This is a genomic window from Marilutibacter maris, from assembly GCF_006546735.2.
GTDB lineage: Bacteria > Pseudomonadota > Gammaproteobacteria > Xanthomonadales > Xanthomonadaceae > Marilutibacter > Marilutibacter maris.
In genome coordinates this window covers 54,469-80,680 of sequence record NZ_VICD02000006.1, presented here as the reverse complement: position 1 = coordinate 80,680, position 26,212 = coordinate 54,469, and the positions used below count along the sequence as shown (strand labels likewise).

Here is a 26,212-nt window from a genome sequence, read left to right as displayed (position 1 = left end):
ATGAGCGAAGACGATAAGAAGATTGTGTCCTTGGACCAGAAGCGGATCGAAGCGTTCTGGGGCAAGCCCATTTCCATCTACACGCGCGCCCAAGCGCTGGCCGACGGCGTGCTGGTGGACCTGACCGAAACCGCCCGCACCTACGGCTTCAAGATCCCGCTTGCTTGTACGGAGACGATCTGGCGCTCACTGGACTGGCCGGTGGGCCACAAGCCAGGCAATGGACAGTCCACCGAAGGCCGCGTCCACGATGTGCTGATGATGGCGCGATTGGCAGCCAATGGCGCAGCCAAGGCCGGCGCGTCTGTGGCGGACTTCGATGTGCTGGTGGTGCCGGTCGAAGGAGAAGGCATCGTTCCCGAGACGGTTCGTTTGCGGCTGATGGTGTCTGGTGGCGACAACGGCGAGCCCGTGCTGACCTTGATGTATCCCGGAGAAGAATGATCCGCTGCCTGTAATGGCTCGCAGAAGCAGGGCTTGCCGGGAAGAGCAAGCCCATTAGCTTGGGATATTCACTAGAAGGACTTCCCATGCGCGCTGCCATCCTCCTTTCCCTGCTTCTCATCGCCCCCATCGCCAGCGTTTCGGCGGGGGAGCAGTCGGCTCGTTCCTACCAGGCCCACGAAGCACAGACCGCCCAGCAAGTCCGGGTGGCGCGTGTCCTCCATGTCCGTGAGGTTCGTATCCAAGCCAAGAAGACCCACACGGGTACCGTGGTGGGTGCGGCGCTGGGCTATGCCGCTGCCGACCAGATCAACGACCGCCGTTCCGCACGTGTCGTCAGCAGCGTGCTGGGTGGGGCGACCGGCCGCGCCATCCAGGGCAAGTTCTACCGCCGTGGCTTGGAGATCTATGTCCAGGAGTCGAACGGCAAGACTTGAGCCATGGTTCAAGAAGCCGATGTGCCGGTACAGGTGGGCGATGTGGTGGCATTGGTTGGAGCACGGCGAAGCCTACGCGTCGTGCCCTTGAACTAGGAACAGCAGAGCCGCCGAAAGGCGGCTTTTCTGTATCCACTCGCAGGCCCAGGGGTTGCCGAAATCGGCCATGAACTTAGGTTGATAGAAACCTCCCCGAGAACCTGCCCATGTCCCGCTTCGCTATCCCTGACTACGACCGCCAACAGACCAAGAAGCTGCATGAGGTGATTGCCTCAGGCAAGCCGCGCAAGCTGCAGTCGTTCTTGAAGGAGCACGACGGCTCCATCGTCTTCGACGATGCCGTTTATGTCGATGGAACGGCATACGACCTGGCCAAGGCCCATATGACCAAGCAGATTGCCAGGCTGGACGCGCACATGCGCAAGCACTTCTATGGATGAGCGAACTGTTCGGCGGATTGTCGATATGCGGAAACGACAGCGGCGCTCCCTACGAGAGATCGCCGAGGGCGTCGGCCTGTCCAAGGAAAGGGTTCGGCAAGTGCTGATTGAGCGGGGCGTATCGCCCCAGCAACCTCCACCGGAAAGCAACCGGAAGAAACGGCTGCAGCTGACAGAAGAGCAACTACGCCAGCGGTATGGATGTACCTTGGACGAGCTAGACCGCATTCAAGGAAGCCGGACCATGGAAGACCGGGCGTCGCCCGTGGGCCTGTACCGCACGCAGAGGAATAGGTCTTTGTGGTTGAAGCGAGGCTGGGAATTCACGCTGCCGACGTGGTGGGCGCTATGGCAAGTGCGTTGGCCTAGCCGCATTCGCGACAACTTGGTCATGGTGCCATTGAACACTGCCCAGCCCATCGGCCCAGGCAATGCCCGGATCATCACGCGTTCGGAAGTCATGAAGCAGTGGCACGCCAGGAAGTGAGGTCGCACACGTGAACAACAAGCCGCCGCCTGGCGGCTTCTATGTATCCGCTCGCAGCATCAGGGGTTGCCGAAATTGGCTTAGCTGATTGCATGGATATCAAGTGATATCCGCTGATATCACCCGATATCAATGGACTTCCCCTATGCGAACCAAGAAATCGAACGCCAACCTATACCTGTATTCCTTCCTGGGCCTGCTGTTCGGCCTGGCCGCTTCCGTGGACGTGGGCTCATTGGCCCAGCGCGGCGTGGACAACCAGACCAGCTACATCCAGGAGTCCATGCGGAGCCTGGACTAATGGTCCACGTGTCCGTCGTGTCCCCCAAGGGAGGAGTGGGCAAGACCATGCTGGCGCTGCAGCTGGCCGCGTCATTTGCCCGAGACGGGTTGCGCACGTGCCTAGTCGATCACGACCCGCAGGGATCTGCGCTGGTGTTCGGCAAGATAGCCCAGCGTGCAGGGGTGGAGCTGCCATTCGTGCCCACCAACGCCCGAGTGAGCGGGTTTGATGTGTACATCCACGATCACCCGCCAGGGCTGCAAGAGGCCTATCCCTCACGCATTGCCGTCGTTCCGACGCTGCTGGACCCGCCATCTTTCCTGATCCACCGCCGGGGGCTACGCCACCTGGAAGAGCGAGGACTGGTTGTGGCTCCTGTAGCTTGCCGGTACCGATCGGACCGCAAGCAACAGCGCGACCTGGTGGCCGCCCACTTCCTCGACCGCCCCGTGGTGAAGGATCGGGACGTGTACCCGACCTGCTACGGCCGAGGCCTGACGGTCGTAGACGCGCGGGGCATTCCCCACCTGGCCAAGGCCCAGAACGAGATCGCTCTACTGCGGGCAGCAGTGGATGCAGCAATCACCCAACTACCCCTATCCCCATGAACCAGATCCAGACCTTCAAGTTCGACTCCCCGTTGCTGGCGATGAAAACCATCGCTCAACTTCTCGCTGCCAAGATCCAGTTCACCTGCACGCATGAGGCTGGGCAGATCCATGTGTGCTACCCGATTGGAGCGGAAGCCACTCTGCCGACGGCGTACGACCGTACCTGGGAGCAGGTATTCAACGTCCTGCACCACGCACAGCAAGGGACCATCCTGTGACCCGCGCCCTGATCTGCCGCCCCAACGGCGAGCTGGAAGAGATCGACCTGCGAACCGCCACTCCCGAGGAGCAGGCACTGGCCATCCGCGACCATCGGGAGCTGGAGTTGGTGGTAATCCTGATTCGGTCCATTCGCACTGTGGAGGAGGCCGCACGTGAGCTGGAATGACATCGACGCCGACGACCTGGCCAAGGTCTCGTTCACCACCCAAGCCCAGGGTGTGCGCATTCAGCGTGAGCCCGGCCCGCCGAAGATCTACGTGGAGGCCAGCCCCGAGGCAGACACCAAGCCGATGTTGCTACGCACGTCCAAGGCGCTTCATGACCGATTGGAACGGGTAGTCAATGGCAATCGAAGCGTAGCGCTGCAGGCTTTGATCGAAGAAGCGCTGGACCGTTTGGAATCAGGGCAGGAGTGCTGGCGCGTGATAGCACGCGATACCGGCTGATATCCGTCGATATCAAGAGCAAGAGCATGGATCTGGAACTAGGGTCTTGACCCTTGCTCCGCACTTGGGTTGTAAGTGCTGTAAGACCCACGGACACAAACGCTCCGCACGAAGCCCCGAACGGGGCTTTTTCATTTCGCGTTGTTCGTAGCGCTTCGCAGTTTTGAGGGGTTGACAGCTTGCCGAAATCAGACTTCTCCACATACTGGATATAGGCAATCGCAAAGCATGAAACCCCACAAAACAAGGGGTTTAAGCAAAGAAAGCCACCCATCATCACCGGAGCCCAGACATGAGCATCTTTGACCGTATTACCCACTCCCAAGAACACAGCTTCATTGCCCTGCGTACCAATGGCTTGTTGGCCATGGCCCTCACCGGACTGGCTGTTCTTACCGCCACCATCCTGCCTGCCATCGTTGCCTGATCGGAGACCGCACATGACCATTTCAGTTATCCGCCCTTTCTCCAACGAAGACGCAGCCGTTGTTGAGAAGGCAGCCGCACGCTTCTGCACGCGCCACGGTATTCAACGAGACGCTGATTATCCAGACGCCTACATGGACGTTCGAGTACACCTTCGTAACGAATCGGACAACCCTCTGAGACAGTTGTGGCAGGCCTGCTTCTGCCGAGCCGTGGGTCTTCCCTACGACAGGCGGCTGACGGTGGCTCACGGGCATCTGGGCTTCTACATCGATTGACCCACACCTGCCTGCAGCGTCTCACCAGACTTCCCTTCCTCCCCAAATCGAGACTTCCCCATGAATACCACGCAAACCTCTCTCCTAGTTCTCGCCATTGTCTGCTGGGTCCTGTTCCCGACACTTGCCGCGGGCATTGCGTTCTTCTCGTTCAACATCCAGGCATTGGTCTGGGCCCTGGCCGGGATCGGGGTTGCCTCTGTGCTGTTCGAGACCCCGCGGGACTGGATCCTCGACCGCTTTCAGTAAGGCCCCCATGCGCATCCTTGAACACCACACCGATCCTGTTTCCGGCCACACGTATGCCGTCATCGTGAACCCGGTTGCCGACACCGCCCTGCCCACGCTGCGCTACCGCCTCATTCGGGCGATCTCTCCCAACTGGGTCCAGGAGGTCAACACCACGCGGTCCGTCTCGCGAACCTCCGGCATTGCCATCTACGAGGAGTTCGACTGCCTGGAAGAGTGGAAGGACCATCCCAGGTACGTCAGGCGGGTGGACGAGTTCAAGGAGGAAGCCTATCGCCTCGCCACTGCCCTCATTCCCCGGAGCCCGAAATGAACTTCAATCCAACTTATTTCTCCCGCATGCAACAGGCCATCGAGCGTGCTTCGCTTCCCCTACTGGAAGAAGCCTTGGCCTCCGTTCGGAAGGACCATTGGCAGCGCACCATCAAGAGCCACACCAAGGCCAGCGACATGGACTACGAAACCGTCGCTCGGATGACGACCTGCGGCCTGGTGGATGTGCGAGGCGAGGACGACATTACTCCGCTCATGCTCACCTGTGTGCTTTACAGGGACAAGCTGTTGAAAGGGGACAGGCAGGGCGCCGTGGCACTAAACAACATCGCGGGCTGGCTGCTGGCCGAGGGCGCATGTGCGAACGCCGAAGGCTGCCGCCCACCTATGCGTACCGTGGACCGCAACACCGGCAAGCCGGTGTATGTCCGAGGCCCGGGCAAGAACCTGATGGAAGCCCTGGGCTGGTCGGCGCTGCCTCCCAGCGTCCAGCAGCACATGCAGCCCGGGCGCTTCCAGCGAGAAGCACGACGCCAGGACTCGCGGCTGGCGGTTGCGGCCTGATTTGTCCGACCCACTGGCTGGGTGCCACAATCGGGCCGATAGGGGAACCTGAATAGTCATGCCATCGAGAGCCAGCCTGACCTTCGACCACGCCATCCAGGACGCGGTCGACCTGGTCAACCACTTCGACAAACTGAACTCCCAGCCGCCACCGCCAGAGAACGAAGTCTTGAAGCGGGCCAGCTTGGTCATGGCGCTGGCGGCACTCGAAACCTATTTCGAGGACCGGCTGGTTGAGGCCGTGGATGCCATCGCAGGCACCGGAGACGGACACCTGCCGCAGTTCATGCGGGACAGCCTGGCCAACGACTTGAAGTACTTCCACACCCCATCGACCGACCGTGTCAGACCGCTATTCCAGAAGTACCTGGGCGTGGACATCACCGAGTCCTGGCGGTGGAACATGATGGAGCCGGCCGCCGCCCGAAACGAGTTGAACCGGCTGGCCAAGAAGCGCGGGGACATTGCCCATCGTTCGTGGCGACCTGCCAACGGCACGCCGACCAAGCATGCGGTGTCTCGGGACGACCTGCGTCGCCATATCCATTTCATCCGTCAGCTGGTCGTGGCCACGGACGCGGCGCTGGCTAAGTCGGCCTAGTAGCCCAAGGCCGCGTTCAACCGCCGGCTGGCCCGCCCATACCTGGCCAGCACTTCCACCTCCAGCTCCGGGTCGGTCGGGAAGGCCTTCTGCCGGCGACGAGCTGACAGCACGGCCTCCATGGCGGCGTTCGCCTCTTCGTACTCTCGCTCGGCCTCTGCGCGCTCCTGGGCGGCCCTCCTTCGTGCGGCCAGGCGCCGCATACGCTCGGTGCTGGGCTTGACGGGGCGCGCTTCCAGCACGGGTGATGGCACGCTCACACCGCCTGGCGTCCCCCGGCGCAGCTCACTGACGCTGGCCGAAGTCAGCCACCAGTGGTCCAGGAAATCGCGCAGTTCGGTGCGGCGTCCCACGCCCACGACCCAAGCGTTGGCGTCGATGAGTTGCCACACGACGCGGCGGAAATCGTCGTCGGTCAACAGGTAGACGGCCCGCCGCTTCTCGCGTGCCAGGGGCTTGCCTGCCAGGCGGGCGAGCAGGTTCGCCAGCCCCTTGGACTGCTTGTCGCCGTAGCGGCTGGATACTCCCAGCATGCCAATTCCATCGTCGGCTTGGGCGGCGTAGACCCGCGAGCGCGGCATCGCGTGGCGGGCTCGCAGGGCTTCCCGGTAAGCAGGCAGCGACACGGACGAAGGCAGTGGCACGAGATGGTTGTGCGACAGCAGGAGGATGCGGGCGCGTTGCTCGCGCAAGCATTCAGGAAGTTCAGCGACGGTCAGAAGGTCTGAGGACGCGCGAGACTGCTGGCAGCGGCGACAGCACGCGAACGCGTTCTCGGCAGTCAGCGGCCCGCCCAGGAAAGGATGGACGCACGTGGCAATGACGGGCGCGGAGAACGAGCGCGGAACGTCGCGGATGTAGGGCTGGCGACAAAGAGGGCAGCGATCACCTGCAGCCTCAAGGACACGGCGGCGAGCGTAGAGGGGCAGGGTGGCGCTGTGCGGAACATCGAGTGAGTCGATGGCTTGTTGGAAGTCGGCGAGCGTCGCAGTAGGGCAGACGGGCGTCATTGGTTGGAGGAAGAGTGGCACTGCATTGAGTGTGGCGCGGCTTGCGAGGTTGGCAAGGGCAGCGCGAGCAACGACACGATGATTGCTGCTGTGGAGTGCATGGGGCGCACTGGTCGCGAAAAACAACGGCGCGAGCTCATTGGCGAGAAGCGGGCGGCTGACGACTGTTTGCGTGGCTGTCGGAAGAGCGACGACGCGAGCGCAAAGCAGAGGTCAGCGCATGGACAACACGCTCCTATCGGATTTGACGGCCCTAACGGAAATGGCCCCGAGAGGCCATGCAAGCCCTTGAGCCGCCTGCCTTTCGGCGCCTAATGGTCTTCCATTAGGTTTCTGGCGCAAAACAGCGCGAAACAGCTTTGCTGTTGCGTTCGCAGTTCCATTAGTCGGGTCTTGCCAGTCCGCATTTGCTTCATAGCTTGGATGGAGTCGATATCCAACTGTGTGAGTGAACGAACGTGGCAGGCAAAACAATCTCAGTGTGGTTAAAGGGCGACGAGGCCGAACGCTTCCAGAGCGCAGCCGACGAACGCGCCCTGTCGCTCCCCGCGTTCCTGAAGCGTGCCGCCGACACAGCGTTGGACACACCTGATCCGCGCGAAGCGCTGCGCGCCTTTGCAACTGAACTGCGCGCTGACTTGCGCGCTGACCTGCGAGGCGAGGCGGCCAAAGTCGCCGAGGCCGTCGCCCTCATCGCCGAGCGCCAGGAAGAACTTCGCGGCCTGTTCCACCGCTTCCTCAACGACTTAAACGAGCAGCAGATCAACGCCGTGAAGGTCGCGGTCGAGGTCGGCCGGCAACACGGCCAAGCCGAAGCCATGCAAGCGATGGGTGCCAAACCCTCGTACCGATCCAGCTCACCCCCGCCGCTTGGCTGACCCATCTCCCCCGCCCCAAGGAACTGCCCACATGAAAAACCTGATCGTCTCCCTGTCCGTCGCAGCCATGCTGGCAACGTCCGTTGCTCCGGCCATGGCCCAGGACGCAACTTCACCCCCAACCGAAACGGCCAAGGCAGACAAGCCCAAGGCCGACAAGAAGCGCTTGTGGAAGGCGGGTGGCCTTGGCTGCCTGACCGGCGGCGCCGTCGCCCTGCTGTCGGGTAAGAAGGACAAGGCCGTCGCCGCGTGTGCGGTCGGCGCGGCCGTCGGCTCGGTGGCCAGCTACCGCAAGCAGATGGACGAGGCGCGCGAGCTGGCCGCCCAGGCGCAGGCCGCCGGCATGACGGCCACTGTTGCCACGAAGGAGGCCACCGCCCAGTCAGGCGAGAGGGTAGAAGCCTTGGACAGCGTGGTCATCGCTTACGACCCGGCCAGCATGTCCGCCCGCGATCCGCAGACCGTCGCCGTGCTCGACAAGATCTCGGCCCTGGCGAAGCGCTCCAAGGAGCCGCTAACGATTGCCGCGGAAGGTCGCGACATGCGCGCTTGCCAGATCCCCCTGGCCGAACTGTCAGTCCGCGACACCTTCCCGCCGGCCAAGGCCATCGACAAGTGCGGGCAGGGCAAGCCGCAGCTGGTCATCACACCGGTGCCCGATCTCACCTAACCACCACTGGCCGGCCTCGGCAGCGAGGCCGGTCACTTTCGCGAGTACTTCCCCATGCGCAGCACCATTCAACTCACCGCCCATCCAGCTCCCTTTGAGGATCTGACTGCCGAAGACATCCGTGCGTTCTTCTTGGAGCAGCCCGTCAAACTGCCGGCCGATCCAGCTCCGTTCCAGGGCTACACGCCAGAGGAACTTGACCTTCTCTACGCCGACGTGGCCGCTGCCCCGACCTTCGTGGGCAGCGAAGGCGAGGAGCGCTAATCGCCATGGACGACCTGTTCTCCGACTTGGACGACCTTCCGGTGTCTCCGACGACGCCGGCACGTCCCGCAGTGCCGAACCTAGCGGATGGCCTGCGCAACGCTGGCCTACTTTCGCGCCCGCCGTCGGTAGATCCAGAGCCGGCCCCTGTCATAGAGCCCGAGGCTGACGAGGTGGCTGAGGCTGTACTTGAGTCCGAGTCCGACCCGGTAGTGGTGTCCACCGTTGAGCACGAAGACGCGCCGGCTGTACCGGAGGAGGCGTCCCAACTCTTCACCGACGCAGAGGTCATGGCTTCGGTCGATCTTTCCCCGGAGCCGGAGGTAGAGGTCGAAGCTGCCCCCGAGGTGGCGCCGGAACCCGAACTGCAGCCTGAGCAGGCGGCAGCGTCCGCGCCTCCAGCGGCCACCACACTGACACCCATTGGAGCGTTGCCCGAGGCTGCCTCTGGTGCTGCGCCAAGCCGACGTTGGTACTGGGTAGGTAGCGCGGCCGTGTTGGCGGTCGGCGCTGTTAGCTGGCTGCTGTACGGCTCTAGTAACAAGGAGTCGTTGCCGACGCCGGTGCCGGTACCTGCCCAAGCGCTGGAGCCAGTCGCCGATGAACCGCCCGTTGTTTCTTTGGTGGTAGAGCCGGACGCGCCCCCACCCGTCGAAGCCCCGGCTGCCCCGGTCTTGCCAGTAGCGCCGATCGCAGAGACCAAGGAAGTGTCAGCACCGGCTCCCGAGCCCACGCCAGCCGCCTTGGCCAAACCTGCGCCGAAACCGGCAGCGAAGAAGCCACAGAGAACGAAGCCCGCGGTCCAGCCTGCGCCCACATGGCAGGACGACGCACTGGACAAGTTGGACGATTTAGAAAAGCGCCTATGAACTCGCAAGTTCAGGGGTTGCCGAAATCGTCCTCCGCATTAGCTTGAAATCATTCCCCCGACTTCCCCCAAGCCCAATGATTCTCCGACTTCTCTTCCCTCACTTACGTCGTGGCAAGCCAGGCAAGTGGTTTGCCTCGTACGTCCTCAAGCTCTACGGCTACCTCTTCATCGGTGGTCCCAAGGTGGATGACCTTCCCAAGCAAGCGCCCATCGAGGTGCGCGAGCGGATCGTGCGGACCTGGTTCGACCACCACGAAGACCGTTTGCCCGAGAAGCGGATGGTCAAGTGGGAAGTGGGGCAGTTGAAAGCAGCCCAGCTGCGGGACGAAGAAGAAAAGTGGGCTGCCGTGCGGGCGTTCCTCTACTCCGCCTGCCTGGTGCTGGCGCTGTATGGACTGGGGGCAGGCGTCAACAAAGCAGCGTCGGGTATTGAGGCCAGGTGGGCCAAGCACAAAGCCGAAGTCGCTGCTGAGGAAGCCCGCGAGTACGCGGCCAAGCGCGACACGTTGATGAAGCAGTGGGCTGCGGATATCGCTGGCTATTCCGCCCAGAAGTGCATTGACGAGGTGTCGGATCTGCGCGATCGCAAGACCGACCAGAAACGCGACCGCTATACGGCGCTCCAGCAGGGCTGTGCTGACAAGCGGGCTGACATCGAGAAGGTGGCCAAGACCTGGTCGCTGGACGACTGCACCAAGGCCGGTGTCCAGCTCAACAAGCAGCTGGACGATGGCGGCTCACACACCTGGGTCGATGAGCTGATCTTCCGCAACCACTGCTACCCCACCTATGGCGCCGAGCTCGAAGCGCGCCTGAAATAAGGACTTCCCCCATGCAAGTACCTGCCGTTCCCCAAGACACGCTGAACCTGTTCAACAAACTGGCCTACGGGATTCGGGATGTGATCCTGCGCCGCCAGGAGGCTATCGCCGGCAAGACCAGCCGCAATTCCTGGGTCTATGACCGGGCCCAAGAGCGGTTCGACTACATCACCCAGGGCGAAGACCTGATCAACCTGGCCCCGGTTCGCGTGGGCGAGCCCTTGGTCAATGTTGAGCCGGAACACCACGAGAAGTTGCGCGAGCTCGGGGCTGTGGAGAAGGCCGGCCAGTTCTTCATGCCGAACCTGCTGGACGACGAGCGCTGGGTGTTCAAGAACTGGTTCCCCAAGGCGCCGCCAGATCTGGTGTCGATGGATCTGAACTGGCACCTGACTCGCGATGGACGGCCTACCAACGGCTACATCGCCCCAGAAGACCTGGTGCGGGGCAACGACAGCACGGCCACGTCCTTTCTTATGGCGGCCTTCCCGGTGCTGTTTGCGGGTGGCTACGCCATGTCGCAGTTCCCCGTTGTGGGCCCGGGCATGGCCTTGGCAGTCACCGGACCGCTGCTGGCCCTGCACGCCTACGCCTTGTACCAAGCAGAAGGTGCGGGAACCCTAGCCAAGGTGCTGGCCCTGTCCGGTGGCGTTCCGCTGATGGCTGCGGGCCTGTCGGGCGACGTGCCCTTCCAGCTCAGCGGCAAGGCCATGCTCATCGGGGGCGTGACCATCGGAGCCATCGTCGCCTTTGCCAAGGGGCTGGCTTCCAGTGGCAAGAGCCCTGCAGTGTCGTCCCTGTTCTCCAAGGTTGCTCACGTGATGATGGTGGTGGGCACGCTGTTCGGGATGAACTACGCCCTGGGCCTGCTTCCCCCGTCGTTGAACTGGGTCAAGCCCCTTAGCTGGTTCGTAGTGGCTTGTGCGTACCCGCTGTACTACACCGCCGGAAATTACAACGCCCGGACCGCGTTCTTCGACCTCATGACCAAGCGCGGTGCTGGTTCGGTCCACGGCTCGGCCAACATGCTGGGCAAGACTTCCTCGTTCCGGATGCAGCAGATCCGAAGCGCCTTCCGCGACAAGACTCCGTTCCTGACACTAGGGACGGCGTTGGGTGTCCAGGCGAGGTACAACCTGTCGCTGGCCCCGGACCCCGGTCAGGTCATGGGCATGACCGTGGAGGATCTGAAGACCCACCTGTTCTTGTTCGGCAAGACTGGTAAGGGCAAGACCCAGGCCATCCGCAAACTCATGCTGGAACTGGCCCAGCTCGGAATGCCTATCGGTGCACTGGTTGCCGACGGCAAATGGGCTCTGGTCGCCGACACCCGCCCCTGGTACGACCTGATCATCGAGCCAGGCATCAAGTTCGCGCCCTTCCAGGGCCTGACTTCACTCACGCTCACCCAGGCGTTTGCCGAGGCGAACAACGCGTCGATGGAGGACGAAGGATCGATCTGGGTGCAGGTGGCAGGGCAAGCGCACCGCTACGGTTCGGCCATCCTCGAAGCATTGGTGGCGCACGAGAAGGTGCGCCGTGCGGCGGACGAGCGGGAGCTTAACGCGATCGGTCTGCGCATCGAGCGGTTGGTCGCCCAGAAGATCCTGTTGGAGCGAAGCAAGTCCGATCTCACGGTCGTCAACGCTCGCTTGAAGGCCGAGGCTACCTTGGCCCGGACCCTGATGGCCAAGCTCAAAGCAGGGCGCGCCTACCGCTGGGCTCCTGCTGCATACAGCAAGATCATCAACACGCTGGGCTCGGGTGTGAAGGGCACTGATGGTATCTGGCGTCCCAGCGACAAGGCCATGGCCCTGTTCGACTACCTGGGCTTCCAGGTCAGGAAGGAAGGCGAGGACGATGCGCTGTTCAACCAGCGCGTGGAGCTCGAGCCCGAGTCCATCCATCCCCACTTGGCCGACGAGAGCCGCGTGCTGTCCAACGCGATCTACTTCTTCACCGTGCCCTGGTTCCAGGGCAAGACCGAAGAGCAGCGCCAGTCTTTCTTGATGAACATCGACAAAGACTTACAGGGCTTCATGCAAAACGACGAGCTGCGCGGCAGCATGATCGGGGGTGTGGATCACGGCGACGAGGCCTGGTCGCACACCGAAGAGGGCGAGGACGTTCTGCAGTGCCTCTACGGCAAGAAGGTGGGCCTGAACCTGTCCGACCGCTACGGCAAGACTGCCAAGGTCATCCAGAAGCTCATCGAGAAGCGCGTTTTTGACGCAGCCCGTGAGCGCAACGAGCGGTACGGCGATGAGTGGCAGGAGAAGACGGGCCAGTCCTACGTCGTGGTGATTAAGGACGAGTGCCAGGACCTGGTGTCTCCGGCCGACGTGAAGATGGTCGCTGTGGGCCGCTCAATGGGTGTGCAAATGGTCTATGCCACCCAGAACTACGAGAGTCTGGACACCATCTTGCCCAGCGACGATGCCAAGGGTGCGTTCCTGTACAACTTCCGCTCGCGGATCATCTTCGAGGCCTCACCCAAGACCTACGACTACATCCAGCGGGACGCGGGCGTGACCATGAAGAGGAAACTGACGGTCAGCGTGCAGGAGACCGTGGATACCAGCCGCACGGTGGACATGATCTACGCGTCCGCCTACACCGACCGCAACCACCCGTCGGCGTGGCGCTTCCGCGACATGGCGCGCCGTGGCTCGACCAGGCTGCAGGTCGTGATCCAGGGCTTGAAGAACTACATGGGCCTGGCGCGGCGTATCCCGGTGGAGGAGCTGCAAGAGCAGAACTACTTCCCCGTGTACAGCAGCGGCAAGTACGAGGAAGGCCCGATCATCGAGAAGACGGACTTGGCCGGAAACTTGATGGAAGAGAGCAACGCGCTTTTGTACATCAACCGCGCCGGCCATCCCCGCATCGACTTCGCAAAGATGGAATACATCGGCACCAAGGAGTTCGGGCGTCGCATGAAGGCCATTCAAGCCGCCAAGTCCACTGCCCTAACCCAATCCTAAGGAGCCCCCCATGTCAAACAACCACGAGAACGATCTGTCTTTGGGCCGACGCTATAAGAAGTACGAAGGGGCTTACAACCTGGCGTTTGCTGCTGACCCCGACACCCAGTTGCGCCGCTTCGATGAAATGGCGCCAAAAGACGACCAGCAGTGGAAGCGTCTGGAGGTGTTTCGCGGCAACGACCGCGAGGCCTACCACGCCCACAAGTCGAACCCGAACGACGCCTTGGTCCGGCCCACCGAGAAAGAGCAGCGCATGTGGGAGGCCAACCAGGCCGACATGTGGCGCATCGACCGTGAGCCTTCCTTTGGTCAGCACGCCATGACCAACAACAAGTGGTTCGACCTATCGTTGGAGCAGCGTCGTGGGGAGAGCACTCAGAAGTTCTTCCACGCCGCCGAACAACGCTACGGCGGGGACTACGAAGCCTGGGCTGCCAAAGCCGGCAACAACGTGGTGGCCAGGGAGGACTACCTCCAGACCCGCGCTGGACTGGAAATTGAGCAGCGGCAAGCGGCGCAGCAGCAGAAGATGAAAGAGGCCCAAGCCCAGGAGCAGCGCGCGCAGCAAGCTGCGTCAGTTCAGCCGACGCCGCAGGCCTCCCCAGAGGCCCAGGAGCAGGCCGCCGCGGGAGCACCCCGGCGCACGCGTCTGTCGCTTTTGAACTTCGCCACTCCCGAGGACGGTATCGCGCAGCTTCACAAGGAGATGTCCCAACTCCCCGCCGAGCAAGTCAAGCAGCGGTCCGAGCAGGCCGAAGTGGAACACCAAGCCATGGGCAAGGGCAGAACCGAAGACGCCGCCCCCCGGGTGGAGGCTTTGAACGCTTACCACGCCGAGGTCCAGGAGGCACAGCAGCAGGAGCGCCGCCAGCGTCAAGAGGCGCCAGCCCAAGTCGAAACCCAGCGACGGACGTACCAGCAATGATCATCCGGGCCACCTTGATTGCCATGCTGGTGGTGGGCGGCTACGCCCAGGCGAAGGTGCCTGAACACATCGAAGGCATGTCGCGCGCCACGCACGCGCATGCCCAGCAGGCGTTGGATTGCTCCCGGAAGCTGGGGCGAGATCCCACACTGCTGATCGTTGCCGACATGCGCCTGCCCAGCTCCGCCCAACGCTTGTGGGCCATCGACCCACGCACGTCCGAAGTGGTGTTGCGCACGGAAGTGGCCCATGGCCGTGGCTCCGATCCCAACCGTTCGGGACGGGCATCGGTGTTCTCCAACACGCCTGGCTCACTGATGACCAGTGTGGGGCTATACGCGGTGTCTGAGGCGTACCAGAACACCAGAGACGGCAGCACCCGTCGCCGGCTGGATGGCCTGATGGTCGGCTTCAACGACGCGGCCCGGGAGCGGGCGGTGGTGCTTCACCCGGCCAGCTACGTGCGCTCGGGCTGGGCAGGACATTCCGAGGGGTGCCCTGCTGTCTCGTACGCCGTCATGGACCAGTTGAACGAACGCGGCCTGGACAATGCGGTGCTATGGATCGAGGGCGACCAGGCTGGGTTGGCCGAGGCTATTGCGTCTTGCTCCGGCAGTAAGGCGCGCCATCGGTTCCGCTGGCCGTGGCAGCCGAAGTTGCCGGCAAAGCCGCAGTGGAAGCCGGACACATCGGACAACTACAACCCGTACTTCGAGGTGGAGGCCACCGGCCACTGCCCGAATCTGACGGCTGGCCAGTTCTGGTGGATGACGCAGCCGATCCTAGCCGAGGCCGCGGGCGAGCGTTGGACGCTGCGTTATTGACCGGGGCGCTTCAGGAACCCCTCCTTGAAGCGATATAGCGCCAGGGGGCGATTGACGGGGAATCCAGTGAAGGCCGCATGGTTTTGGTCAATCGCTCCGTCCAGAAGTTTGCGTAGCTCTTCTGCCGGCGACTGGTCCGCGGCCAATGCGTTGTCATACGTCGCCTGGATAGGAAGAGTGGCTTTGAGGGCGGGAGTACCCAACACCAGCACCTCTCTCTCGGGTATGAGCCGCGGTGACGCTATCAGTTGGTAGCGACCATCGACTACTTTACGCTTTGGTTCCAGATGATAGAGCTTGTGTACCAGCTCGACTGGACACCAAGCGCCGAATGCGAAGGTGGCAAGTGCATCCCGGATTTCATCGTCGTTATGGCAGTACTCCAAAACAGACTTCAAAGCCACTTGAATTGAGTGAGACACCACCGAAGCAAAATAGTCGGCGTTGAACAGTCGGTCGACATGTTCGCCAAAGAACGTATCGTCTACGAACTCGGCAGCGATCGTTTCCATTGGATTGGTTTCGCAACTTCTAACAATGATGTTGCCCTTTGGTTCGCCGGGTTGTCTTGGAAATCGAAAGCTCAATTTCAGGTGTTCTAGGTGCGTGCGAATTATGTTGAGCGCATGGTGTGCTGAGTTGGCATTGCCTGCAAACGCAATGAAAGCGCTCGCCTCGTATGCCTTGTCGAAATAGCGCCCTTCAAAGGATCCACTTGGCGACAGGTCTGGACGCATTACAAGAATGCGAACTTCGTGAATTTTCCGAAGGCCGGTCAGAAGCGTGCGGTAGTGGGTGGGTTCACCACCGCGCTCTTGCTTCTTCGTAAGCGCACTATCTGCAACGGCGAAAAGTCCCAAGGGACGGTCGACATCATGTTCGTACACGAATCTATCGCCGACATCGCGACGGCTAATCTCATGTCCCATCAAAATTAAGGTCAAATCGAACCCTCCCCGTAGTAGTTAGATATTAGTGCGAGCAGGCCTGGGCAGATTTGGAGCTAGGACGTACTCTTTAGCGAACGTTGCTGCCTTTCTAGAGCAAGGCGGGCCTCTAGCGAGCGATGAAGTTCGGACCAACTCGCAAGGTAGTGTTCCAGTCGGCCTCGAAGCACGTCCTCCCTTTCGAGGATCGGGTATATCGACTCGATAGCAATGACAGCCATGTACGGGTGTGAGTCATCGTCATACAGGGCTTCCGTGACGATGCCGAGGAGCATGTCAAACTCGCTAATGAACGGTGCGCCACTGAAGCCACCTCGTGCAGTGGAAGAGACCACGAAATGAACATCGCTCGTATCGTAGCGGTTGATGTCCGTGTGGATCTCTGCGGAAGCGGCCAGCTTGTAGGCACCGTCAGAACGTGGTACGACGGGATAACCACAGAATATGCCGCGGGTCAGGATGAGGCTTTGCTCAATCCACTCGCCCCACATCTCAGGTATCTCAATGTGGGAAGCCGGTGTGCTATGGCCCCGTTCCTCATTGGTGTGTTTGACCGATAGATCGCGCCACAAGTCCGATACCAGAATGGCGACATCTGCATCATCGGGGTGATAAAGAATGTCTGTGACTGGCCAGCCAGTCTCGTCTTGGCGCGTGTTTCCTTGAAACAGCGTGGGGTTGTCGTAGCCCCGCACAACATGTGCGGCGGTAGCAAATGTGCCACCCCCAATGTGAAACGCGGTCCCGTTTCCTATGCCGCCGTCAGGGAGATCGACCTGTACGCGAACGATGCATGGATCGTACTTCCGGTAGAGGAAATGGAGATCGTGCCGATTCCCCCAGGGGTGCTTATCCCCGTCGTTCACATCGATTTCGTCGCTCATGGCTCAAATCAGAGGTCGATAGCTTGATGTTCAGTGTATTGCGGTTCTGGACAAACTTGACAGGCTGCTCATCCTGCTGGGGATGAAGCCTCCCGTCTACGACGCCTTCGGCCCGCCGGGCAAGCACATCGACCCATCGGTCCCAATTCGACGCTGGGACCTGGGCTTGGCTTATGGCTTTCTGGGGGGCGCGGTAGGTTTTCTCCCAGTTGCGGGGTGGGGGATGGGCGTGCGCGATACCATCCGCGCGTTGTCGCTGGATCCTGCCTTCTACTCCCGGATCGACAATCCGCAGTGGCTGTCCGACTGGTCTACGCTGGCCGTGGCCACCGCCGTAGGCCTGGCAGCGGGTAGTGGCTTGGCGTGGACTGGGCTCATCCCGCGTGCCAACCAGTGGGTAGTCTCTGGCCCCAAGCTCTTGGAAGGGAAAGAGGCCGTCCGCGAGGCGCGCCGACGCTCACCCTCAGAGGCTAAGCGCCAAGCCGACACGTTCGGCATGTACCTGCACCCCGACCTGTGGCTGTCCAAGAAGCAGCTGTCGCGCCACATTCTGATGTACGGCTCTGTGGGTAGCGGCAAGACGCAAATCCTGCTGGCGCTGCTGAGACAAGTCTTCCGGCACAACGAGGCGAAGTGCCTGATCTACGATGTCAAAGGCGATCTGACGAGCAAGTTTCCCGCATCGGTTTGCTCACCATTCGACCGTCGTAGCCGGGTGTGGTGGGTGGCCCGCGATGTACGCACTGCCACCCAGGCCGCCGCGTTTGCCGACAGCCTGATCCCGGAAGACAGCGGGAGCGGCAAGTTCTGGACGCAGGCCGCCAGGCAAATCCTGCTTGGCGTGGTGCTGTCGTTGCAAAACGAGAAGCCGCAGCGGTGGACCTGGACGGATCTGGCGCAGCGTGTGTCCATGAAGGCCAAGGACATGGCCCCAGTGCTGGACAGGAACTACCGCAAGGCCCATGGGCTGATTTCCGACCCTACTTCCCAGACCAGCTTCAACGTGCTGGCCACCCTGCAGGGCTACACCCGTGTGATCGACGATCTGGCGCGGGCCTGGCCAGACTACGAGGTGGGCAAGGACCTGACGCCCGAGACCCCATGGCCAGGAGAGAAGGAAGAAGCCGCGTGGAACGCCACGTGGTTGAAGGGCCGGCGGCTGTTCTCCATTACCGACTGGGCCATGGATGGATACGACGGCCCGAAAAAGGTCATCCTGCAAAGCGGCCCCGACGCGGGCTTGGTGTCGGCGTACATCGCAGCGATGGTCAACGTCGCCGTGCCCGCCATCATTTCGCCCCAGCTGCCCGACAACGAAGAGGGGCGCTTCCTGGGCTTCTTCCTCGATGAGCTGGCGTCCATTGGCAAGATCAACTTCCAGCCACTCGTGGATAAGGGGCGTTCCAAGGGCTGCGTGTGCGTGCTGGCCACCCAGGACTTGGCGCAGCTGCGCGCCCCATCGCTGTACGGCGAGCACCTGACCAAGGCGCTGCAAGGCATGGTGGGCACCCATGTGATCTGCCAGATCCAGATGGGTGAAACGCGCGACGAGCTATCGCGCCTGATGGGCAGCAACAACGTGGCCCGCATGGACCACGGCCCCGGCGCCCGTCTGTCCAATGACGGCAAGCCTGTGGTGTACCCCTCACAGTTCACCGACCAACTGGGCTTCCGCAAGACTGAGCGCTGGTGGTGGCGCTTCTCGCCCGCCAAGCGGAACGATCCGGGCTTCATCATCCGCGCCCTGGTCCAGCAGGGAGGGGATGTTCTGCTGCTGGACTTCCCCGGGCAGAAGCTGCCCGACCGACGGCCTGGCCAATTGCCCGCTCGGTGGACGCAGCGTCCGGCAGGCCTGGAACCCGAGCGCGCCGAAGACAAGATGATGAGCACGTGGGCGGACAAGCCCATGGGCAAGACGTACTCCGGCGAAGAGATCGAGAACCTGTTTCGCCATTGAGTTCGCAAGATCAGGGGTTGCCGAAATCGGCCTGACTGCTTCCATGGAAGGGTCCTTCTTCCCCGAGGCCTTCCATGTCGCTGTTCACTGCCACCGGCCATCTCTTGCCGTATCCACAGTTCCGTCAGCACCTGCGTGACGGGGCGGATCCCAATGCGTGCTTTCGAGCCACGGATCTCCTCGATCGGATTCCGCTTCTGCTAGCGGTGTTGCAGAAAGCGTCAGACCTCGACCATCTACATGCCCTGCTGGCTGATAAAAGAACTGACTTGACCATTGCGGATATCCAAGGCCGTAACGCGCTTCATTTGGCGTGTGAACGTGGCCATGAGGGCGCTGTGCGGCTGTTGTGCCATGCGGGTGTCGCGGTCAATGGAAGCGACATCGAAGGGCGGAGACCTATCCACTACGCCATCGGCCCGGAAGTGAGTGCGTCGCAGTCTGTGCAGGTTCTACGTGTCCTGATCGAGTACGGCGCAGACATCAATGCCCGAAACAAGTCAGGGAGGACCGCGCTCCACGAGGCGATGTTCAGCGGCTCATCGTTCTGGCACAAGCCCGTGGACGAGAAGGTGGCTTGTCTGTTGAAAGCAAGATGCGCAGTGGACATTCAAGATAAACAGGGCAGAACGCCGATGTTCCTTGCGGCTGTCACCGCGCACCACCGGGTGGTGCGGGCACTGCTCGCCGCCGGCGCCGATCCCGAGCTTGCCGACCGTGACGGGTATCGGCCCGTGGATGTCGTCCGACGCCAGATTGCCGAAGACAGCATGGGCTTGGACAACCACATGGGGTACTTCGAGGACCTATCGGAGGTGCTGGATATCTTGGTTTCCCACACCCGGGCCCGGCTCACTGAGTTGGTTGGATCGGTCGTGGCGCGAACGGGCGAGCAGTCTGGTGCGCTAGCTCAGCGGATGTAGTTGCCAAACCACGTGTTACCGAGACACTGAAAGCCATGCTCAACGTCAAAGACCTGAACTCGCAAGGCCACAACAAGTACGGCGACGCCATGCTGGACTATGCGTGGCAGACCAAGCAGCTGACGAGCTACTACGTGGGCCAGAAAGGCATGGAGAAGGACACTCTGCGCTGGGGTGGCCACGGAGCGGCCTACTTCGACCTGATCGATAGGCCCGTGACCAAGGAACAGATGCTGGATCTGGCCGCCGGCTACTCCCCTGACGGCCAGAAGACTGCCCTGTGCCAAAACGCAGGTGTTCTACCCGAGCAGAAGGTCAAACTCGACCGCAATGGCCAGCCTCGCCTGGACAAGAACGGCCAGCCCATCACGAAGTGGGAGGGTGGCCACCAGGTGGGGTACGACTGCAAGTTCAGTCCCCCAAAATCCGTGTCCATGATGTTCGCTATCTCCGATCCCGAGATGCGTGGTGCGATCTTGGCAGCGCACCGCGAGGCCAACGACAAGGCCATGGAAATGCTGACGGGCGTCATCGAGACCCGACGCGGCAAGGGCAGCAAGAACTACATCGGTGTGAACGGACCTATCTGGGTGTCGTGTGACCACACCACCGAACGGGAGAACGGGTTCCATCTCCACACCCACAACATTCTGTTCGGCGTGGCTCAAGGCGAGGATGGCAAGTGGGCGACCTTCGAGAGCAGCGAGCTGTACCGCCACCAGAAGGCTGCCGACGCCATCTACCAGTCGCACCTGGCCGAGAACATGCGCCGTTTGGGCTTCGGAATTGAGCAGGACGCCCAGCTGAACAAGGAAGGGCAGGACACGGGTATCCGCTCCTGGCGCGTGGCTGGTGTCAGTCGCGACACCGAGCTGTTGTTCTCCGAACGGCAGCGCCAGATCTACGAAGCCATGGCCACCGGCATGTCCCACGACCAGGCATGGCGCCAGACCCGCAAGACAAAGGACGAGCCCGAGCCCGAGCAGCTGTTTGCCCAGTGGCAAGAGTCGATCAAGGGCCAAGGCGTGGAGGTCGAGATCCAACACTATCTGGGGCGGGCGGACGTGCAGGCGCCCCGCCGTACTGATGAGCAGATCATGGCCAAGCTCCACGAGAGCAAAGCAGTGGTCACCGACGCGGACATTCGGTGGGAAGTCTTTCGAGCGCGGGCCGGCGACAGCCCCCGAGACATTCAGGAGGACGTGCAGCGGCTGCGAGACACCATGGTCAAGATTGCGCCTGAGCGGCAGCACGCCATGGATCAGGGCGAAGTCCTTTCGCGCCGCTACACCGAGACGCGCTTCGCATGGTCAGAAGTTGTGGACTGGGAACAGGAAGTGGTGCGGCGAGCCGAAGAGCGAAAGAACGACCAGACTGTACATGTGCCCAAGACCGTCTTGTCCCAAGCGATTGCCGACTACCAGCAGGAGAAGGGATTCACGCTATCCCAGGAGCAAACCAGCGGGCTGTATCACCTGTGTTCGGACTCCGGCGGGCATGCGGTACTGGCGGGTGTGGCTGGTAGCGGCAAGACCACGATTTCCGATGTTTACAAGCGGGCGTTCGAGGCCAACGGGCAGCAGCTGATCGGCGTGTGTGTGTCCAACAAGGCCGCTAGCAAGTTGCAAGAAGAATCAGGGATGGAAAGCGTCAACATCAAGCAGCTGTTGTCCCGGCTGGAAAGCGGCAAGTCGCTGTCCGCCAACATGCCCGCGCTCACCAGCAAATCAGTGGTGGTGCTCGACGAGGCGGGAATGGTGCCCACATGGGAAGTGCGCGAGCTTATGCGCTATGTAGACGCTGCAGGCGGGAAGCTCCTGCTTCAAGGCGATACCAAGCAGCTCCAGCCCATTGGCGCCGGATCGGGCATGGCCTTGGTCTCCGAGAAGCTGGGTCAGGCTGAGTTGACTGAGATCCGGCGCCAGAAAAACGTCGAAGACCGCGATATCGCATTCCTGCTCTACGACCGTGACGAGCGCGGCCGGGTCATCTTGGACAACCGTGGGCCCAAATCCAGGGGCGAGGTGTTCGAGAAGAGCAGGACCATCTACGAGAAGCTGGAGGACCGCGGCTGCGTCGATGGGTTCGACACCCGCGACCAAGCCATGGACGCTTGCGTGTCCGACTGGTTGAACAGTCCTTATGCCTTCGACAACAAGCTTCTGATGGCCTCCGACCACGCTGACATTCAGGCGTTGACGCTTCGGGTGCGCCAAGAGCTACGCGCGCGCAGCGAGCTGGCCGGAGAGGATCACACGTTCCTGGGGCGACATGGCGATCGTGAGTTCGACATGAGCGTGGCCTTGGGCGAGCGTGTGCGCTTCACCAAGAACGACAGCGTTTTAGGCGTGAACAACGGCGACTTGGCTACGGTGGAAGGGCTTAGCCGCACCGAGAAGGGGTCTCTGGCACTGAACCTGAGGGTGGCCCGAAGCGGCCAGCCCAGTTTCGCCCTGGCGGTGGATACGGCTGAATACAACCACCTGGCGGCAGGCTACTGCCGCACCATCCACGACGCCCAGGGGCAGGGCGTCGATGACGTGTTTCTGTTCGCCAACCCCAAGATGATGGACAACCAGTCGGCGCTGGTGGCTTTCACCCGGCTCAAGGGAGGGCGTTTCCGCATGTACGGCTCTGAGATCGAGCTGGATCAGATCCGCAACAAGCTCGGTGTGGATCACTTGAAGCAGAACGCTACGCAGGAAGGCCTATGGCAGGAGCGGGCCACTGTGCGTGTACCCACCATGGAGCAGGACTACAACCAGGTGCTGCGCCGCCAGCAGGGGATGCAGCCGTAGCCCGGGGTAGGGCTTTCCCGGCTCACCGCGTTATGAGAATCTAAGGGCAACGGCGCGTGGTTGGTGAGGCCCTGTCTCCGTTTAAAGACAAAATCTCACCGACTGGCTGAGCCCCATAAGGCGCGTCCAATGGGCCGGGGCAGCACGACACAAGGAGGCCTATATGGTTCTATTGAGCGTGTCAGCCAGCTGGCAAAGCCGTCGAGGATTCAGTCGGAAGTTCGCACTGAAACTCGGTCTGCCTGTCGGACTTCTGCTGACGGTGTTCACTGTCCTCAGAATGTTCTGACGGCTGGCAACACCAGGGGATGGGGGCCGCAAGGCCCCCTTCTTTTTGCCGATCCAAGCCAAAGGGGGCGTTATGTGCCGAGCCGTAATCCAGCATCGCAACGACGGCGTCTTCGACCTGGAACTGCATTATTGCCAGTTGCCAGAGCCGCCGCGCGTAATTCAAATCGAACATGTCGGCACCGCGATGAGGGATCGCGCTGAGGCGCAAGTCCGCGCCGAGGCCAAGTACGCCCAACACGACTGCGCAAAACGGTTCGGGTGCACGTTGACCTGGGAGGAACGCCAGCCCAAGCCAAATCAGAAGTCGGAACCCAGCTTCTTCGAGAAGGCGATCAGGCGCGACTGACCGGCCACCCCACGATCCAGCGGGTCCGCCACGCTTCCAGGCGGCGTAGCAGCCCCATGCGCCGACCCAAATCCACCATCACGTTGGGCGGCTGGACATAGACCCTCCAGCCCTTGATGTGGGCCACCCAGCGCCACACATACTCGCGCTCTTCGGCCTGGACATAGGTGCCAACGATGGCTTCCAACAACACCATCCGGTGGGGTCTCAGCCAGCCGCCGGCCGAAGCCCGATGTTGGCTTGCACGTTGCTTGGGGTTGACGGTCTGGCCGATGTACACAGCCCGCTCCTGGTCGAAGACCAGCGCGTAGAGGTGGCGGGTGCGCTTTTGGAAGTGGGATCTCCGCACCCACTGGCTCATCCGGGAAATCCCAGCGCGGCCAGAAACTCGTCAAGCGAGGAGCCGGGAGGGCGCACCTTGTTGAAGTGGAGGGCTCTTTCGGCCCGCTGGCCCGCGTCAGGCAGCCGTACCGAAATGCCAGCGCTCTCGATGATGGACAGGTCCAGCTCCCACTGCCGGCCTGAGCGTTGTTTCCACAGCGCGTTGGCCTCCCGCAGGTGCTGGTCCAAGGTCACCTCGCCCCAACCATTGACCTGGCGTAGGTGCTCGCGGGCAGCCTGTTCCTCGTTCAGTGCCTCGGCGCGGCCGTAATGGATGGCGTGGTGGCAGCGGCTACAGGCGCAGACCAGCCGCTTCAAGACCTGGGTGCCATCCACGTAATCGAACCGCTCGTGAGCTTCCAGGTGGATGTCCTGTTCCCGGTTGGCCGCCGTCCCGCACAACTCGCACTTGCGGCCCGCCCGCAGCTTCACGCCCAAGCTGATCCGCTTCCAGTCGTCCGGTTCAACGCATGAGCGGACGTTGGTGTACCAACAGGTGGTGGGGGTCAGGTCTACCGCCAACTTGATGCTGGAACCGAATGCCCGATCCTCGCCCGGAAAGACTTCCACGGGCGGCACGGGCGTGATTCGGGGCCAATGCTCGGCCAGCGCTGCATCAATGGCAGGGAAGCCATCCGGCGCATACCAGAGTTCGTGATCCAGGCACCAGCAAGCGCCTAATGCCTTGGCGTGGTTCTTGTCTTGGAAAGGAACGCGGAAATAGGTCGGCATTCCTTCACGGTAAAAGAGGGTCGAGTTCTGGCAACCCCTCAAAGAAGACACCCCCGGCGAACCGGGGGTGGGGCCGCATAGAGACCCTGCGGCGAGGGCGAGGTGTGCCCGCCGCCCTACCAGGATGGGTAGGAGGCGTTGTAGGTCAAGCGGCTGTTGGTCGTGTCAGCCGTTGACCAGTCCAATGGCCATGCTGCAGCTGCCCATGAGGAACGGAATACCGCCGAAGACCATGATCACCCGGGCAAGCCTCCCCTTGGTCTCATGGGATCGGGAGGCCTCATAGGAAGGAAATTCGACAGCTCCGCGCCCCGCGTCAGCCGCTACGAGACCGGCAAGCACGAACCTGACCAAGAAACGATGGCCCAGATCGCCGAGGCCTTGGGCCTGCCAGTGGCGTACTTCCATGCCACGTCCGACCCGCTGGCAAAGATCATCCTGATGGTGGGACGCCTGCCCCCGAAGGAGCAGGCGCGGATAAGTGATCTGATCGAGCGGTGGATCGAGAAGAAGTAGGGCCTACGCTGCTACCTTCTTGGAAAACAACACAGCCATGACCTGGGCCATTTCGTCAGGCGACAGTTCCGACAACACCGCCACTGCCGTCTCTACCGCCGACGGTCCTCCGGTGCCGCCCGAAGCCAGGCGCCTGCGGTCGGCCTCCGCCATCTTGCGCCGGATGGCATCCGATTTCGGATTGAAGTACCTCATGAAGGAGGCCAAGTCGTCGTGCCCCGACATCTTGGCGATCATGGCCACGGGCATGTCCTCGCCCAGCTCCGTAATGCGGGTGTGCCGCAGATCGTGCAGCCGCTTGTTCAGCAGGTCGGGCCGATTGTGCTTTCGGGCGGCGCGCCTGCGTGCGCGCTCCCAGGCCTTCGTGACGGCATCTGGCCAGATACGGGCGCCAGCGGCAGTCAGGAACACGGCGCCGGTCTGGGTATCGCTGGCTTCGCGGCGACGCGCCAACATCTCGACTACGGCAGGGGCGAAAGGAACGGTGCGCTCCCGCGGCAGATCTTTGCCGTTGACCCGTCGGCTCTTGGTGTTCGTGAGCTTTGCTGCAGTGTTGTCCGAAGTCACCCGCTCCCAGTCCAGCTTGACCGCCTCACTACGACGCATGGCCGAGTAGCGGTTCATCACCACAACGTCCCGCGTGGCCTGATCGCATTCTTTCATCTCGTCCATGATCCAGCGGAACTCTTCATCGGTCAGAGTCTCGTCCCGACCGGGATCCTTGGTGATCGGTGGCAATGGCACCTTAGCCAGGTCCAGGTCCAGCCCCCACTCACGGATGGCATGGCCCATCACCGTGCGGATGGTCTGGATGAGCTTGATGCAGGCGTTGTTCTTGGGTGGCTGCCCGTTGCGGCCCTTGTAGTGGAGCAGGATGGCCCGGGGATGGGATCGTGGGTGCTCCGTATAGAAGTCAGTGGGCACCAGTTCGTCCATCGTCTTGCCCAGCACGGGAGCGAACGCTTTGTTGCGGGCGTTGGCGCCTTTCTCGGCGATACCCAGCAGGACTCGCACGCGAGAGCGATCCGAGGCGCATGAGCGATACTTGATCGACCCGTCGTCCAGGCCTTCCAGGTACTTCGTCAGCAGCATTTCCAGCGTCCATGAACTGGCTTGCGCGCTTCGTGAGAACTGCTTTTTGGACTTCTCCAACGCAAGCCATTCGGCTTCGGCCCAGGCTTCCGCCTGCTTCTGCCAATGGAGCAGATCTTTCTCGGTGTAGCCCCCGGTCTTGGGGCTGATCGACAGCTTCCAGACATGGGTCTTGTCGCGATAAACGGCGTTGTCCTTCTGCCACCGGATCCGGGCAGCCCATCGAGGCTCGCCAACGGCTATAAAGAACACGCCGGGTACGGATGACTGCCAATCCTGAGCCAGTAACGCCTTGGACTTGGCCCTGGCGGCCATTACGGCTTTGGAAGGACGT

General features: G+C 61.9%; 33 protein-coding genes. 26 read left to right on the top strand and 7 right to left on the bottom strand.

Features of this window, described 5'->3' with window-relative positions; translation table 11 throughout:
* The 14 genes from FKV24_RS00730 (at window position 1) to FKV24_RS00680 (ending at window position 5,761) form a co-directional block, all read left to right on the top strand.
* Window positions 1-444 carry a DUF6573 family protein gene (locus FKV24_RS00730; RefSeq protein ID WP_141480815.1) on the top strand — a complete coding sequence of 148 codons (444 nt, stop codon included), beginning with the start codon at window positions 1-3 and terminating at the stop codon, window positions 442-444.
* A gap of 86 nt (window positions 445-530) precedes the next feature.
* Window positions 531-881: a glycine zipper 2TM domain-containing protein gene (locus FKV24_RS00725; protein ID WP_141480814.1), complete on the top strand. Its 351-nt coding sequence runs from the start codon at window positions 531-533 to the stop codon at window positions 879-881.
* A 206-nt stretch (window positions 882-1,087) separates the two neighbouring features.
* Entirely contained in the window at window positions 1,088-1,321 is a 234-nt protein-coding gene (locus FKV24_RS00720; RefSeq protein ID WP_141480813.1) for a hypothetical protein, read from the top strand.
* Window positions 1,322-1,953: 632 nt separating this feature from the next.
* Window positions 1,954-2,109, top strand: coding sequence for a hypothetical protein (locus FKV24_RS19085; RefSeq protein ID WP_170288157.1), 156 nt, complete (start codon window positions 1,954-1,956; stop codon window positions 2,107-2,109).
* On the top strand, window positions 2,109-2,699 hold the full coding sequence (locus tag FKV24_RS00715) for a nucleotide-binding protein (protein ID WP_211371740.1): 591 nt from the start codon (window positions 2,109-2,111) through the stop codon (window positions 2,697-2,699). Before FKV24_RS19085 ends, FKV24_RS00715 begins: the two co-directional genes overlap by 1 nt.
* On the top strand, window positions 2,696-2,920 hold the full coding sequence (locus FKV24_RS00710) for a hypothetical protein (protein WP_141480811.1): 225 nt from the start codon (window positions 2,696-2,698) through the stop codon (window positions 2,918-2,920). Before FKV24_RS00715 ends, FKV24_RS00710 begins: the two co-directional genes overlap by 4 nt.
* Window positions 2,917-3,090: a hypothetical protein gene (locus FKV24_RS19080; RefSeq protein ID WP_170288155.1), complete on the top strand. Its 174-nt coding sequence runs from the start codon at window positions 2,917-2,919 to the stop codon at window positions 3,088-3,090. Before FKV24_RS00710 ends, FKV24_RS19080 begins: the two co-directional genes overlap by 4 nt.
* Window positions 3,077-3,370, top strand: a complete 294-nt coding sequence (locus FKV24_RS00705; protein WP_141480810.1) for a hypothetical protein — start codon at window positions 3,077-3,079, stop codon at window positions 3,368-3,370. The genes FKV24_RS19080 and FKV24_RS00705 overlap by 14 nt, the downstream gene beginning before the upstream one ends.
* Window positions 3,371-3,662: 292 nt before the next feature.
* The gene (locus FKV24_RS20000; RefSeq protein ID WP_283016191.1) at window positions 3,663-3,797 is read left to right on the top strand and encodes a hypothetical protein; all 135 of its coding nucleotides are present in this window, start codon (window positions 3,663-3,665) and stop codon (window positions 3,795-3,797) included.
* Between the two features lie 13 nt (window positions 3,798-3,810).
* The gene (locus FKV24_RS00700; RefSeq protein WP_141480809.1) at window positions 3,811-4,074 is read left to right on the top strand and encodes a hypothetical protein; all 264 of its coding nucleotides are present in this window, start codon (window positions 3,811-3,813) and stop codon (window positions 4,072-4,074) included.
* A 60-nt stretch (window positions 4,075-4,134) separates the two neighbouring features.
* Window positions 4,135-4,323, top strand: coding sequence for a hypothetical protein (locus FKV24_RS00695; protein WP_141480808.1), 189 nt, complete (start codon window positions 4,135-4,137; stop codon window positions 4,321-4,323).
* Between the two features lie 7 nt (window positions 4,324-4,330).
* Complete coding sequence (locus FKV24_RS00690; protein ID WP_141480807.1) at window positions 4,331-4,636, top strand: hypothetical protein; 306 nt, start codon at window positions 4,331-4,333, stop codon at window positions 4,634-4,636.
* On the top strand, window positions 4,633-5,160 hold the full coding sequence (locus FKV24_RS00685; protein WP_141480806.1) for a hypothetical protein: 528 nt from the start codon (window positions 4,633-4,635) through the stop codon (window positions 5,158-5,160). Before FKV24_RS00690 ends, FKV24_RS00685 begins: the two co-directional genes overlap by 4 nt.
* Before the next feature lie 58 nt (window positions 5,161-5,218).
* Window positions 5,219-5,761, top strand: a complete 543-nt coding sequence (locus FKV24_RS00680) for a HEPN domain-containing protein (RefSeq protein ID WP_141480805.1) — start codon at window positions 5,219-5,221, stop codon at window positions 5,759-5,761.
* Here the strand turns inward: FKV24_RS00680 and FKV24_RS00675 are convergent.
* The gene (locus tag FKV24_RS00675; RefSeq protein ID WP_141480804.1) at window positions 5,758-6,897 is read right to left on the bottom strand and encodes an HNH endonuclease; all 1,140 of its coding nucleotides are present in this window, start codon (window positions 6,895-6,897) and stop codon (window positions 5,758-5,760) included. The two genes, FKV24_RS00680 and FKV24_RS00675, sit on opposite strands and share 4 nt — an antisense overlap.
* Before the next feature lie 332 nt (window positions 6,898-7,229).
* On the opposite strand from FKV24_RS00675, the gene FKV24_RS00670 reads away from it, so the two are divergent.
* The 8 genes from FKV24_RS00670 to FKV24_RS00635 all read left to right on the top strand — a co-directional run bounded on the left by FKV24_RS00670 (window position 7,230) and on the right by FKV24_RS00635 (window position 15,011).
* On the top strand, window positions 7,230-7,649 hold the full coding sequence (locus FKV24_RS00670) for a hypothetical protein (RefSeq protein ID WP_141480803.1): 420 nt from the start codon (window positions 7,230-7,232) through the stop codon (window positions 7,647-7,649).
* A gap of 31 nt (window positions 7,650-7,680) precedes the next feature.
* A complete protein-coding gene (locus FKV24_RS00665; RefSeq protein WP_141480802.1) occupies window positions 7,681-8,319 on the top strand; it encodes a hypothetical protein in 639 nt (212 codons plus the stop codon).
* Window positions 8,320-8,373: 54 nt separating this feature from the next.
* Complete coding sequence (locus FKV24_RS00660) at window positions 8,374-8,583, top strand: hypothetical protein (RefSeq protein WP_141480801.1); 210 nt, start codon at window positions 8,374-8,376, stop codon at window positions 8,581-8,583.
* 5 nt (window positions 8,584-8,588) lie between these two features.
* Entirely contained in the window at window positions 8,589-9,452 is an 864-nt protein-coding gene (locus FKV24_RS00655) for a hypothetical protein (protein WP_141480800.1), read from the top strand.
* 76 nt (window positions 9,453-9,528) lie between these two features.
* Entirely contained in the window at window positions 9,529-10,275 is a 747-nt protein-coding gene (locus tag FKV24_RS00650) for a hypothetical protein (protein WP_141480799.1), read from the top strand.
* An 11-nt stretch (window positions 10,276-10,286) separates the two neighbouring features.
* Window positions 10,287-13,259: a TraM recognition domain-containing protein gene (locus FKV24_RS00645; protein ID WP_141480798.1), complete on the top strand. Its 2,973-nt coding sequence runs from the start codon at window positions 10,287-10,289 to the stop codon at window positions 13,257-13,259.
* Between the two features lie 10 nt (window positions 13,260-13,269).
* Complete coding sequence (locus tag FKV24_RS00640; protein WP_141480797.1) at window positions 13,270-14,187, top strand: hypothetical protein; 918 nt, start codon at window positions 13,270-13,272, stop codon at window positions 14,185-14,187.
* Window positions 14,184-15,011, top strand: coding sequence for a murein L,D-transpeptidase catalytic domain-containing protein (locus FKV24_RS00635; protein WP_141480796.1), 828 nt, complete (start codon window positions 14,184-14,186; stop codon window positions 15,009-15,011). Before FKV24_RS00640 ends, FKV24_RS00635 begins: the two co-directional genes overlap by 4 nt.
* Here the strand turns inward: FKV24_RS00635 and FKV24_RS00630 are convergent.
* Complete coding sequence (locus FKV24_RS00630; protein WP_141480795.1) at window positions 15,005-15,898, bottom strand: hypothetical protein; 894 nt, start codon at window positions 15,896-15,898, stop codon at window positions 15,005-15,007. The genes FKV24_RS00635 and FKV24_RS00630 overlap by 7 nt on opposite strands.
* 116 nt (window positions 15,899-16,014) lie before the next feature.
* Entirely contained in the window at window positions 16,015-16,842 is an 828-nt protein-coding gene (locus FKV24_RS00625; RefSeq protein WP_141480794.1) for a trypsin-like peptidase domain-containing protein, read from the bottom strand.
* Between the two features lie 82 nt (window positions 16,843-16,924).
* Between FKV24_RS00625 and FKV24_RS00620 the strand changes: the two genes are divergently transcribed.
* The 3 genes from FKV24_RS00620 to mobF all read left to right on the top strand — a co-directional run bounded on the left by FKV24_RS00620 (window position 16,925) and on the right by mobF (window position 22,520).
* On the top strand, window positions 16,925-18,799 hold the full coding sequence (locus tag FKV24_RS00620; RefSeq protein ID WP_141480793.1) for a type IV secretion system DNA-binding domain-containing protein: 1,875 nt from the start codon (window positions 16,925-16,927) through the stop codon (window positions 18,797-18,799).
* Between the two features lie 74 nt (window positions 18,800-18,873).
* Window positions 18,874-19,722: an ankyrin repeat domain-containing protein gene (locus FKV24_RS00615; protein WP_141480792.1), complete on the top strand. Its 849-nt coding sequence runs from the start codon at window positions 18,874-18,876 to the stop codon at window positions 19,720-19,722.
* A 35-nt stretch (window positions 19,723-19,757) separates the two neighbouring features.
* On the top strand, window positions 19,758-22,520 hold the full coding sequence (gene mobF, locus FKV24_RS00610; protein WP_141480791.1) for a MobF family relaxase: 2,763 nt from the start codon (window positions 19,758-19,760) through the stop codon (window positions 22,518-22,520).
* Window positions 22,521-22,701: 181 nt separating this feature from the next.
* Here mobF and FKV24_RS00605 read toward each other — a convergent pair whose 3' ends face one another.
* The 3 genes from FKV24_RS00605 to FKV24_RS00595 all read right to left on the bottom strand — a co-directional run bounded on the left by FKV24_RS00605 (window position 22,702) and on the right by FKV24_RS00595 (window position 24,270).
* Window positions 22,702-22,983, bottom strand: coding sequence for a hypothetical protein (locus tag FKV24_RS00605; protein ID WP_141480790.1), 282 nt, complete (start codon window positions 22,981-22,983; stop codon window positions 22,702-22,704).
* Window positions 22,984-23,143: 160 nt separating this feature from the next.
* Window positions 23,144-23,518 carry a GIY-YIG nuclease family protein gene (locus tag FKV24_RS00600; protein ID WP_141480789.1) on the bottom strand — a complete coding sequence of 125 codons (375 nt, stop codon included), beginning with the start codon at window positions 23,516-23,518 and terminating at the stop codon, window positions 23,144-23,146.
* Window positions 23,515-24,270, bottom strand: a complete 756-nt coding sequence (locus FKV24_RS00595; RefSeq protein ID WP_141480788.1) for a DUF5710 domain-containing protein — start codon at window positions 24,268-24,270, stop codon at window positions 23,515-23,517. The genes FKV24_RS00600 and FKV24_RS00595 overlap by 4 nt, the downstream gene beginning before the upstream one ends.
* Window positions 24,271-24,534: 264 nt before the next feature.
* On the opposite strand from FKV24_RS00595, the gene FKV24_RS19995 reads away from it, so the two are divergent.
* The gene (locus tag FKV24_RS19995; protein ID WP_141480861.1) at window positions 24,535-24,786 is read left to right on the top strand and encodes a helix-turn-helix domain-containing protein; all 252 of its coding nucleotides are present in this window, start codon (window positions 24,535-24,537) and stop codon (window positions 24,784-24,786) included.
* A gap of 3 nt (window positions 24,787-24,789) precedes the next feature.
* Here FKV24_RS19995 and FKV24_RS00585 read toward each other — a convergent pair whose 3' ends face one another.
* The gene (locus tag FKV24_RS00585; RefSeq protein ID WP_141480787.1) at window positions 24,790-26,193 is read right to left on the bottom strand and encodes a tyrosine-type recombinase/integrase; all 1,404 of its coding nucleotides are present in this window, start codon (window positions 26,191-26,193) and stop codon (window positions 24,790-24,792) included.
* Window positions 26,194-26,212 lie beyond the last annotated feature (19 nt).